Below are 9,825 nucleotides of genomic sequence, written 5' to 3' on the forward strand. Positions count from 1 at the left end.
GGGGCAGCATGTCCACACTCTCCGGCGCACCCCGTCCCGACGGCCCGCGCTGGCTGAACCCTTCCACCTGGCACTTGCGCACACGCCTCGTCCTGGTGGCCATGGCCCTGCTCGTGGCAATCTGCGGGGCTGTGGGCCTGGTCAGCTACGCGTCCATGGACCTGTTCCTGACCCGGCAGCTGGACTCCCAGTTGGAACAGGCCTCGCGCCGCGCAACCGAGTTCGGCAGGCCGCCGTCGAGCCTTCCCTCCGGACGGCCGGATCCGCTGGAGGCGCGCGGCCAAGGCGCCGGGACGCTCAGCGCGCGGATCCTTGGCTCCAAGGTCAGCAGCGCCGGCGTCCTGGACGCCGATGGTACCCGGGCCACGCTGTCCGCCGAGGACAAGCAGGTCCTGCTCGAACTGCCCCGCGACAACCGTCCCGTTGACCGCAGCCTCTCCAACGGCGACTACCGCCTGGTGGCCACAGCAACCCCGTACGGCGACGTCATTGTGACCGGGCTGCCGCTGGCCGACAAGCAAAACACCGAGACCTCGCTGGTCTGGACCATGGTGTTCGTTTCCCTGGGCGGGCTGGCGCTGATCGGGCTTACGGGGACGGCGGTGATCCGGCGGACCATGCGGCCGCTGGAGCAGCTGTCCGAGGTGGCCACCGAGGTGTCCCGCTTGCCGCTCGACGCCGGTGAGGTGGCACTTGCGGTGCGGGTTCCGGCGCAGGCGGCCCACCCGGGCACAGAGGTCGGCAGCGTCGGCCATGCCCTGAACCTCATGCTCAACAACGTCTCCAATGCGCTCGAGGCCCGGCAGGAAAGCGAGACGAAGGTGCGCCAATTCGTGGCCGATGCCTCGCATGAGCTGCGCACACCCCTGACGGCCATCCGCGGCTACACGGAGTTGCTGCGCATGACGGAGACGTTCACCGATGACGGACGGAAGTCGCTGGCCCGCGTCCAGAGCCAGTCCGAGCGCATGACCGCCCTGGTGGAGGACCTGCTGCTCCTGGCCCGCCTGGACGAAGGCCAACCGCTCAAGCTGGCGGACGTGGACCTCACGCAGCTGGTGATCGAGACCGTCAGCGATGAGAGAGTCATGGCCCCGGAGCATGTCTGGCAGCTCAGGCTTCCGGACGAGCCCGTGACCGTCCGCGGCGACGCCAAGCAGCTGCACCAGGTGCTGGCCAACCTGCTGTCCAACGCGCGCAAGCACACCGAGGCAGGCACCATCGTGGTCACGGGGGTCATGCTCTCGTCGGACGGCAGCGCCGTGGTCACCGTGACGGACAACGGGCCCGGAATTCCGCCGGAGTTCCAGGGCCGGATCTTCTCCCGCTTCGCCCGTGCCGACGCCGCCAGGTCAGGTTCCGAGGGGACGTCCGGGCTGGGCTTGTCGATCGTGGAATCGATCGTGCACGCCCACGGCGGCAGCGTGGAAGTGACCTCCCGGCCGGGCCGGACCGAGTTTGCTTTGCGGTTGCCGGTGGCGCGGAGCGAGGTTCGGTAACGAATTGCGCAAGGCGACGCACCGCCGTCGTGATCTCTGTTACCTAAATGTGACTTAAGTGGAAAGCTCCTGTACCGTCGAACGGGTGAGCCGACCGTTCCGGCGCACCTCCGGGCAGACGCCGAGCTCTGCCACTGCCCGGATTCCGCTACTTCAAGGCAGAGACGGGGGACCCAGAGTCTCCGGGCCATGGCTTCCATGCCGGCCCTAGGGGTGAAGCCGCAACGCCACGCGTGCGGCCGGATGACCTCATCCGAATCCGACAGCTAACTCCGCAGGCGCCGAGAGGTATACACCCATGTCTTCCAAGGATCAGTCGCGCCCTGAATCGCGCCACCGCGGCGAAAACGCCGCCCCGCTGAGCACGCCCCAGAGCGTTCTGAAGAACGCCGCCCGCGGCGGCAAGACCCAGCGCATGTCCGTTGTGGCCGGCGTCGTGGCCGCCCTGCTGGGTGCCGCATCCGTCGGCCAGGCTGCCGATGCAGCCTTCAAGGCACCGGAGCTAAACCGCGTCTCGGAGACCCAGGCAACCGCGCAGGCCAGCGTCTCGGACATCGACGCTGAAATGGCCATCCTCAAGAAGGCTGCCGCTGAAAAGACAGCAGCCGACAAGGCCGCCGCCGCGAAGGCTGCGGCGGACAAAGCAGCAGCGGACAAAGCCGCGGCTGACAAGGCCGCCGCCGAGAAGGCAGCAGCCGAGGCCGCCGCCAAGCAGGCCGCCGACGCCGCAGCTGCCGCGGCAGCCGCTGCAGCGGCCGCTCCGGTAGCCGTCGATGACCCCGCAGGCGCCAAGGCCTACGCCGCCAGCCAGCTGGCAGCCTACGGCTGGGGCCAGGACCAGATGTCCGCCCTGAGCATCCTCTGGGAGAAGGAATCCAACTGGCGCACCACGGCCACGAACCCTTCCAGCGGCGCCTACGGCATCGTGCAGTCCCTGCCCGCGTCCAAGTTGGCTTCCGCGGGTGCCGACTGGCAAACCAACTACAAGACCCAGATCCAGTGGGGCCTGAACTACATCAAGGAGCGCTACGGCTCCCCCGCAGCCGCGCTGGGCTTCCACTACGCCAACAACTGGTACTAAGCCGGCCCGGTACCGGTCCGGCCCCGCTGCCGCACTGATTTTGGAAGGCCCGTTCGCTGGGGGAACGGGCCTTCCTGCACGTCCGGCCCGGTTGACCCGGTTCCGCCGTTGATTCAGCAGATCCGGCGGCCTGGAGCGACAGTTGTCCTCAGAGCGACAGCGTGATGAGGCGGCCGCCGTCGTCGGCTGTGATCGCTGCGGTGACGGCCGAGTAGTCGCGGATCCGCCACATGCCCTCCGCGAGCCCACCGGCGCCGCCCACCACCACAGTCCGCATCCCGGCGGCGCGTGCGGCGGCAATGCCCGCCGGTGCGTCCTCAAAAACCACGACGTCGGCCGGCTCGGCGCCCAGCAGCGCGGCGGCTTTGAGATAGCCCTCCGGGTCCGGCTTGCCGCGAGTCACCGCCTCGGAGGTGACCGCCGTCGTCGGCATGGCAAGGCCCGCCGCCCGCATGCGGACGTCGGCCAGGATGCTGTCCGCGGAGGTGACCAGGGCGACGGCGTCAGTTGGCAGAGATTGCAGCAGCGCCGCGGCGCCGGGCAGCGCGACGATGCCCTCCGTGCGGCTCCGCTCCATCTCGCCGAGCTCACCGGCCAGGGCCTCGATGTCTGCGCCGGCCGGGGCGAAGCGGCGCACCGTGTCCTTGGCCTGGACGCCGTGCGAGGTGCGCAGGATCTCGGCGATGTCCAGGCTGTAGCGGGCCGCGAACTCGCCCCATACCTGTTCCACGATCGCGGTGGAATCGACCAGCGTGCCGTCCATGTCGAAGAGGATGGCACGCGTGGTGAGGGTTGACGGGGATCCGGTAGGCAGGCTCATGGCTCCATCCTGCCCTTGCCACCGGGCCGGCGCGCAACTTTTACGGCGTGAGTCCTGTTAGCCGTTGGGCCTGCCCGGGAGGTACTGCACGGCCCACTTGTTGCCGTCCGGGTCGGAGAAGTACACGAAGTGGCCCCAGTCCTGGATGTCCACATCGCTGACGTCCACGCCGTTGGCCTTGAGGTGGTCGCGGGCCTTCTGGATGTCGCTCACCACCATCTGCAGGCTGGGGGCGGTGCCCGGAGGGGCATCGTTGAGGCCCTCGCCGATGCAGATGGAACATGCGGAGCCGGGCGGTGTCAGTTGCACGAAGCGGATGCCATCCGTGGGCCGTTCGTCGTAGTCGGCGTTGAAGCCGACCTTGTTGACGTAGAAATCCTTGGCGACGTCCACGTCCGACACGGGCACAAACACAAGTTCAAGTTTCCAGTCCATGCGCCACAGGCTAACGGCGGAGGCAGGAAAGCGGTAGAGGTCAATCGTTAGCTCCGACGCTCCTGCCCAGTTGCCGGCCTCGGAGGCCGCCGTGAATCGCGGCGAACCCCGGAAATCCGCGGCACCTGGCGCTCGCGAGCAAAGCAACTGGGAGGGAACGCCGCGCGCCGCGGCGCCGGGCGGGCCGGGCCCCGGCCACAGACGAAAGCGGCGGCCCCCGCCATCGGGACCGCCGCCGTCGTACGTGTTGGAACTAACCAGCCACGCCGTAAAGGCGGTCGCCGGCGTCGCCCAGGCCCGGAACGATGTAGGACTTTTCGTTGAGCTTCTCGTCGATCGAGGCCAGCACGATCTTGACGTTGGCGTCCGAGAGCTCTTCTTCCAGCTTGGCCAGGCCCTCGGGGGCGGCAAGCAGGCAGATGCAGGTGACGTCCGAGGCGCCGCGCTTGAAGAGGAACTTGATGGCCTCGCGCAGGGTGCCGCCGGTGGCCAGCATCGGGTCCAGCACGAAGATCTGGCGGCCGGTGAGGTCCTCGGGGAGGCGCTCGGCGTAGGTGATGATGTCCAGGGTCTCTTCGTCGCGGGCCATGCCCAGGAAGCCGACCTCGGCGGTGGGGACCAGCTTGGTCATGCCCTCGAGCATGCCGAGCCCGGCGCGCAGGATGGGGACCACCAGTGGCGTGGGCTTGGTGAACGCAGTCCCGACGGTCTTGGTGACCGGGGTCTCGATTTCCACCGGCTGGGTCTTCACCTCGCGTGTGGCCTCGTACGCCAGCAGCGTGACGAGTTCCTCCGTGAGTTGACGGAATACCGGGGAGGGCGTGTTCTTATCCCGCAGAACGGTGAGCTTGTGAGCGACCAGCGGGTGGTCCACGACGAGTGTGCGCATGCCTCCAAAACTATCATTGAGCTATGAGCACCAACGAGCTTTATCACGCAGAACACATTGCCTGGATGGGGCTCGCCCTTGACCAGGCCCGGCAGGCCTTGGAGACGGAGGACGTGCCGATCGGCGCCGTCGTGTTGGGGCCCGACGGCGGGGTGCTGGGTGTCGGGCGCAACGAACGCGAAGTGCACGGCGATCCTACGGCGCACGCCGAAATTGTCGCCATCCGCGAGGCGGCGGCCGCGCTGCAGCGCCATGCCCGGGAGCTCGGCGAGGGCGGGGACGGCTGGCGGCTGGAAGACTGCACGCTGGTGGTCACGCTGGAGCCGTGCGCGATGTGCGCCGGAGCCGTTGTGTTGGCCCGGATTCCGCGGGTGGTGTTCGGCGCCTGGGACGACAAGGCCGGTGCCGTGGGCTCGGTGTTCGACATCCTCCGCGAACGCCGCCTGAACCACTGGGTGGAGGTCTACGCCGGCGTCCGCGAGGAGGAGTGCGCGGCCCTGCTGCGCGACTTCTTCGCCGCGCACCGGGCGTAGCTGACCATCGGGCGTAGCTGCAAGTCAGGAGCGCTGGAACCGTGGAACGTCAGCCGGGTAAGGCAAGCCCGGGAACGGGCTTAGCTGGAACGCGTCTCGGCCGTCTGTCCGGCACCGCTTGCGGCCTGGTTCCGGCGCCAGCGCCGCCGCAGATCCAAGGCAGCCAGGAACCCGGCGACGGGCGTCAGGACCACCGAGGCGTAGATGAACAGCGTCCAGCCGAGTGCAGCCAAGGGCGGCTGGTTCAGGCTCAACATGTGCAGGCCACCGAGCAGGCCGACGGTCCAGAAAAGCAGCACGGCAAAGAGCACGGTGGCTGCCGGGAAATACTCGCTGGATACGGCCTTCTTTACGGTTTCCACGACTGTTCTTTCTGTGTGCCCGGGCTGCCTGCCGGGGAAGGGTTCTGTGGGGGTCTTCTCCAGTATGCGGCCAGTCCACGGCCGATTCCCCGCAGACGCAGCGGACGTGATGAAACTAACCAGATGACGGTCTCCCACGGCCGGAAAACCGCCGGAATTCCCAGGAGGACACCATGGCCATCGCCTTCAACCACACCATCGTCTACGCCACGGACAAACGCCGTTCCGCCGAGTTCCTGGCCCGGGTCCTGGGCCTGCCGCAGCCCCGGCCCATGTGGTCCTTCCTGACGGTCGCCCTGGAGCACGGCGTCGCCCTCGATTTCGCCACGGCCACGCGTGAAATCTCCCCGCAGCACTATGCGTTCCTGGTCAGCGAGGACGAGTTCAACAGCATCTTCGAGCGCATCCAGGCCGAGGGGATCCCGTACTGGGCGGACCCGGCGCGCTCGCGCCCGCAGCAGGTCAACCACAACGACGGCGGCCGGGGCGTCTACTTCTGCGACCCGGACGGGCACTTCCTCGAGGCGATCACGCGGCCGTATGGTTCCGGAGCCGCCTGACGGTTCTGGAGGCGCCTGAGCCAGACGGGCTCCGCGGGGTTCAGGCGTTAGCGGCGTCCAGCGCGTCGATCCGGTCCTGCCGCGACGCCGGCGAGTCCAGGCTGAAGGAACGGAAATCGCCCAGGTCCTCACGGATCCACGCCTCCACCTCGGCGATGCGCTTGCTGACGGCCGCGGTGGGCCTGGCGAACGTCCATGCCGCAATCCGTTCCTTGCCGGGATCGTACTGCCACAGCCCGATGATCCGGCCGCGGTCCAGAATGGGGTGGTCCGGCAGATCGGCCTGCAGCGCGAGCGTGGTGTCCAGGACCTTCTTGCCCCGGTCCTCCTCCTCGAACATCTCCGCCGAGTTCCGCCGGTGCAGCACCAGCGAATCCGTCCCGGCCAGCAGCTGGATCTGCTCATCGGCCGGCGCCTCAAAAGCGGCAAGCCGCCCGACGTCGTCGGGCAGCATCCAAAGCACCTCACCGGCGGCCGTAGCCACCTCCACGGCCCCGACGTCGGCCAGCGCCTTCTTGCTTTGGGCGACCGTGAACGCCGTAAACCATTGGCTCTGCTTCAGCGTCGCCCCGCCGGTCCAGCGGAGGTAGCGTTCTAGCAGGAGGCTGCGGGCGCCGTCGTCGTCGACTGTGCTGGGCGGCAGCTGCCAGGCGGTGTACGCGTAGCGCTGCTGGTCCAGGCGTCCGTTCACGGGCACGCGGCGGATGCGGCCGTCGGCCTGCAGCAGGCCCAGGGCCGTGGGCAGCGTGGTGGACGCGCCCTTCTTCTTGCCTTCCTCGCCGAGGCTGCGCACGGAATCGCCGAGTTCGTCCCGGAGCTGCTTGGGGTCCAGCGGATCGCTGGCCTCCTTGAGGGCGTGCAGGACTTCCTCTTCGAGCAGCGTGATCTCGTTGCGCTCGACGCCCATCCGCGCCAGGACCTTGAAGGGCGCCACGGCGGCGTCCCGGCCGAGCTGGAGCCCCCAGGCGTAGTCGGCCTGGCCCAGGACATAGGTGCAGCCGCGGGCGGTGGGGAGTTCGTGGATTTTCAGGGCGGCGACGTCCCGGTCCGCTTGTTCACGGCCGATGCCGGCGCGGGAGAAGAGCGTCAGGTAGGGGTTGGCGCCGCCCACCGAGCGGGCCCAGCCGGCGTGGTCCAGGACGTCCTCGGAACTCTTGCCGAGCAGCGAACCGTCCAGCCCCTGCCGGTGCCAGGCCCAGGCGCGCAGGCGTTGCGGAGTGAGCGTGGCTGCGTCAGGCGCTGTGGACGTCATGGCCCCATTCTGCACCCCACTACCGACAACGTGGGAGCAGCGGCTAGCCGAAATCCAGGGAATAGCCTGCCCAGGCGTCGGGATGCTCCCGGAGCAGCACGTCCACACCGGCGAGCGCACCGCCATCGGGCGTTGGGCGGACCTTCGCCGCAACCGCCTCGGCGATGAATCGGGCCAGCACCTCCGTCGTCGTGAGCTCTGCGGAGAAGTCCGGATGCTCGTCCAGGTTCCTGTAATGCAGGCCGTCCAGCACCGCGTCCACGATGGTTCCGGCGGCCCCGATGTCCAGCACGATCGCGTCCTGGTTGAGCTCCGCGCGCCGGAACGTCACCTCGGCCACGAAGGTGGCCCCGTGAAGGCCTTGGGCCGGGCCGAAAACCTCCCGCGGAAGGCTGTGGGCGATCATGACATGGCGCCGGACGGTCAGGCTGAACATCGGCTACTCCCCTTCCTGGGCGGGCTGTTCGTCGGGTTGTTCGGCCGGCGGCGGGTATTCGATGAGGTGGCACAGGGCGTCCAGCCTGCCGTCCGCGAGCTGTTCCATCACCCCGGGGAGGTCCGCGAAGCCGGAAGCGCCGCTCAGGAAGGTGTCGAAGACGGGGTCGCGGAGCAGCGAGACGGCGAGCGCCAGGCGGTCCGCGTTGCTCCGGCGGTGCCGCCGGGCCCGGGCCACCACGCTCACCTGGCTGGCCCGCACGGACAGGCGCCGGGCGTGGAAGTCCTCCCCCAGCGGCAGGCTCACGCGGCGGGTGCCGTACCAGGAGAGCTCGATGATCTCGCCGTCCGTGCCGCACAGCTGCAGGCAGCGTTCCAGGCCCGGCTCGCTCGCCGAGCAGTGGAACACGATGTCGCAGTCTGCAAGGGCCTCGTCCGGGAGCGCAAAGTCGACCCGCAGGGCGTCCGCCAGTTCCTTGCGCCGAGGGCCGGCGTCCACGAGCTGCAGCCGCTCCAGCGGAAAGCGCGTGAGAAGTGCAGCAAGCACGCCGCCCACCAGTCCGGCCCCGACGACGGCGATCCGGTCGCCGATCCGCGGACCGGCTTCCCAGAGGGCGTTGACGGCTGTCTCCACGATGCCGGTCAGCACGGCTCGCCTGGCGGGGACCTCGGCCGGAACGATGGTCAGAGATTCGACGGGGACCACGTACCGGTCCTGGTGGGGGTGGAGGCAGAACACGATCCGGCCGGCCCAGCCCTCCGGGCCTTCTTCGACCACGCCCACGGACAGGTAGCCGAACTTCACCGGCAAGGGAAAGTCGCCTACTTGGTGGGGCGCGCGCATTACCTCGGCCACGCGGTCCGGCACGCCGGCCTTGTGGACCAGGAGCTCGGTGCCCCTGCTGATGCCGGAGTAGAGGGCACGCACCAAGGCCTGGCCCTGGTCCGGTGCCGGCAGCTCCTCAACGCGGAGCCCACCCACACCCGGACCCACGGTCCAGTAGGCGGTTGCTTGGCGGCGGTGCTCTGACTCGCTCATGCTGCCTATGAATCTAGACTTGTGACGAGCGCAAGGAAAGGGCCTGGCGGCGGGCGGACTCAACGGAACTTGAGGGGACAAAGAGGGCGGAGTTGCAGGAACGTGCGGGAACTCCCGGTGATCGTTTTGGGAACATGCACCAACTTCCGGTAACCTATTCCAGTTGGTGACGTGTCCGAGCGGCCGAAGGTGCAACACTCGAAATGTTGTTTGGTGTAAAAGCCAACGTGGGTTCAAATCCCACCGTCACCGCCAATTGCGAAGGCGTCTACATCGTTGATAACACAGCGAAGTAGACGCCTTTTGCTTTGCCCGAATCAACCCCGTGAGCGCACTTTGAGCGCAACCTGCTGATCAAGGGCAACAGCTACGGCTATGCCCTGTGTGTCTGCCGAAGGTCTTGCCACTCGTTGACCGTCGCGACGACATGGGTCGACACCCCCTCCCCTGGGCAGCCAATTCCACCCGGAGCGTTCGGGTGGTCACATTGTGTACGAGTCTGGGCAGATGATAATCATTCGCTTTAGAGCCCTCCGTGGAGCTCATTGGAGCCGCTCAGGCCGATAGGTCATAGGGGTCGCTGGACCTACATGTTGGGTTTCAGGATCAAGCGGCGCTCAAGGCTGTCTTCCCAAGTCCGCCCGGCATAGCCGAAGGAGTTCCTCGTTCGCGGCTGAATATTGCTTGAGAGCTTCCTTGTCGCCGTAAAATCCCCTCTCCAGGTCTCCTTCTAGAGGCATTTTGGCGATCATCATGAAGTGCAACGAACGGTAGACTGCATCGGCAGCGTCCCGTACGTCGTTCGGTGCAAGCAAACGGACCAGCGCCGTCTCCACCTTTCCCAGATGTATAAGCACCTCGTCCCGGGTTTCCTCGCTAGCGTGTAAGCGGCAACTTTAAACTGACCGGAGTCGGCAAAT

The 9,825-nt window shown here is 67.7% G+C and carries 11 protein-coding genes, 1 tRNA gene and 1 riboswitch; of the genes, 5 read left to right on the forward strand and 7 right to left on the reverse strand.

Annotation, left to right across the window (positions count from 1 at the left end; translation table 11 throughout):
* Positions 1-8: 8 nt before the first annotated feature.
* Together J1902_RS12835 and J1902_RS12840 are read left to right on the forward strand one after the other, a co-directional pair.
* Positions 9-1,499, forward strand: coding sequence for a sensor histidine kinase (locus J1902_RS12835; protein WP_207616633.1), 1,491 nt, complete (start codon positions 9-11; stop codon positions 1,497-1,499).
* 136 nt (positions 1,500-1,635) lie between these two features.
* A riboswitch (cyclic di-AMP (ydaO/yuaA leader) is annotated at positions 1,636-1,792 on the forward strand.
* Positions 1,793-1,797: 5 nt separating this feature from the next.
* Positions 1,798-2,580 (forward strand): aggregation-promoting factor C-terminal-like domain-containing protein, encoded by a 783-nt coding sequence (locus J1902_RS12840; protein WP_207616634.1) that lies wholly within the window; start codon positions 1,798-1,800, stop codon positions 2,578-2,580.
* 148 nt (positions 2,581-2,728) lie between these two features.
* Here the strand turns inward: J1902_RS12840 and J1902_RS12845 are convergent, their stop codons facing one another.
* From J1902_RS12845 to upp, 3 genes are all read right to left on the reverse strand, one after another.
* The gene (locus tag J1902_RS12845; protein WP_207616635.1) at positions 2,729-3,400 is read right to left on the reverse strand and encodes an HAD-IA family hydrolase; all 672 of its coding nucleotides are present in this window, start codon (positions 3,398-3,400) and stop codon (positions 2,729-2,731) included.
* Positions 3,401-3,457: 57 nt separating this feature from the next.
* A complete protein-coding gene (locus tag J1902_RS12850; RefSeq protein ID WP_207616636.1) occupies positions 3,458-3,835 on the reverse strand; it encodes a VOC family protein in 378 nt (125 codons plus the stop codon).
* A 253-nt stretch (positions 3,836-4,088) separates the two neighbouring features.
* Complete coding sequence (gene upp, locus J1902_RS12855) at positions 4,089-4,724, reverse strand: uracil phosphoribosyltransferase (RefSeq protein ID WP_207616637.1); 636 nt, start codon at positions 4,722-4,724, stop codon at positions 4,089-4,091.
* 23 nt (positions 4,725-4,747) lie between these two features.
* On the opposite strand from upp, the gene J1902_RS12860 reads away from it, so the two are divergent.
* On the forward strand, positions 4,748-5,257 hold the full coding sequence (locus J1902_RS12860; protein ID WP_207616638.1) for a nucleoside deaminase: 510 nt from the start codon (positions 4,748-4,750) through the stop codon (positions 5,255-5,257).
* Positions 5,258-5,337: 80 nt separating this feature from the next.
* Here J1902_RS12860 and J1902_RS12865 read toward each other — a convergent pair whose 3' ends face one another.
* Positions 5,338-5,619 carry a hypothetical protein gene (locus tag J1902_RS12865; protein WP_207616639.1) on the reverse strand — a complete coding sequence of 94 codons (282 nt, stop codon included), beginning with the start codon at positions 5,617-5,619 and terminating at the stop codon, positions 5,338-5,340.
* A 173-nt stretch (positions 5,620-5,792) separates the two neighbouring features.
* Between J1902_RS12865 and J1902_RS12870 the strand changes: the two genes are divergently transcribed.
* Complete coding sequence (locus J1902_RS12870) at positions 5,793-6,179, forward strand: VOC family protein (protein ID WP_207616641.1); 387 nt, start codon at positions 5,793-5,795, stop codon at positions 6,177-6,179.
* A gap of 40 nt (positions 6,180-6,219) precedes the next feature.
* On the opposite strand, the gene J1902_RS12875 is transcribed toward J1902_RS12870, so the two are convergent.
* From J1902_RS12875 to J1902_RS12885, 3 genes are read right to left on the reverse strand one after another with little or no spacing between them, the layout of a single operon-like run.
* Entirely contained in the window at positions 6,220-7,431 is a 1,212-nt protein-coding gene (locus tag J1902_RS12875) for a DNA glycosylase AlkZ-like family protein (protein WP_207616643.1), read from the reverse strand.
* 43 nt (positions 7,432-7,474) lie between these two features.
* Positions 7,475-7,867 carry a 6-pyruvoyl trahydropterin synthase family protein gene (locus J1902_RS12880; RefSeq protein WP_207616645.1) on the reverse strand — a complete coding sequence of 131 codons (393 nt, stop codon included), beginning with the start codon at positions 7,865-7,867 and terminating at the stop codon, positions 7,475-7,477.
* 3 nt (positions 7,868-7,870) lie between these two features.
* A complete protein-coding gene (locus J1902_RS12885) occupies positions 7,871-8,905 on the reverse strand; it encodes a zinc-dependent alcohol dehydrogenase (RefSeq protein WP_207616646.1) in 1,035 nt (344 codons plus the stop codon).
* Positions 8,906-9,070: 165 nt separating this feature from the next.
* Between J1902_RS12885 and J1902_RS12890 the strand changes: the two genes are divergently transcribed.
* Positions 9,071-9,160: transfer RNA gene (locus J1902_RS12890), tRNA-Ser, on the forward strand.
* Positions 9,161-9,825: the final 665 nt, after the last annotated feature.

It is taken from the genome of Arthrobacter cavernae (assembly GCF_017368795.1).
GTDB lineage: Bacteria > Actinomycetota > Actinomycetes > Actinomycetales > Micrococcaceae > Arthrobacter > Arthrobacter cavernae.

What these genes read in the sequence shown, in the direction of transcription:
- J1902_RS12835 (WP_207616633.1), top strand. Translation starts at nt 9, where the DNA reads ATGTCCACACTCTCCGGCGCACCCCGTCCCGACGGCCCGCGCTGGCTG.
- J1902_RS12840 (WP_207616634.1), top strand. Translation starts at nt 1,798, where the DNA reads ATGTCTTCCAAGGATCAGTCGCGCCCTGAATCGCGCCACCGCGGCGAA.
- J1902_RS12845 (WP_207616635.1), bottom strand. Translation starts at nt 3,400, where the DNA reads ATGAGCCTGCCTACCGGATCCCCGTCAACCCTCACCACGCGTGCCATC.
- J1902_RS12850 (WP_207616636.1), bottom strand. Translation starts at nt 3,835, where the DNA reads ATGGACTGGAAACTTGAACTTGTGTTTGTGCCCGTGTCGGACGTGGAC.
- upp (WP_207616637.1), bottom strand. Translation starts at nt 4,724, where the DNA reads ATGCGCACACTCGTCGTGGACCACCCGCTGGTCGCTCACAAGCTCACC.
- J1902_RS12860 (WP_207616638.1), top strand. Translation starts at nt 4,748, where the DNA reads ATGAGCACCAACGAGCTTTATCACGCAGAACACATTGCCTGGATGGGG.
- J1902_RS12870 (WP_207616641.1), top strand. Translation starts at nt 5,793, where the DNA reads ATGGCCATCGCCTTCAACCACACCATCGTCTACGCCACGGACAAACGC.
- J1902_RS12875 (WP_207616643.1), bottom strand. Translation starts at nt 7,431, where the DNA reads ATGACGTCCACAGCGCCTGACGCAGCCACGCTCACTCCGCAACGCCTG.
- J1902_RS12880 (WP_207616645.1), bottom strand. Translation starts at nt 7,867, where the DNA reads ATGTTCAGCCTGACCGTCCGGCGCCATGTCATGATCGCCCACAGCCTT.
- J1902_RS12885 (WP_207616646.1), bottom strand. Translation starts at nt 8,905, where the DNA reads ATGAGCGAGTCAGAGCACCGCCGCCAAGCAACCGCCTACTGGACCGTG.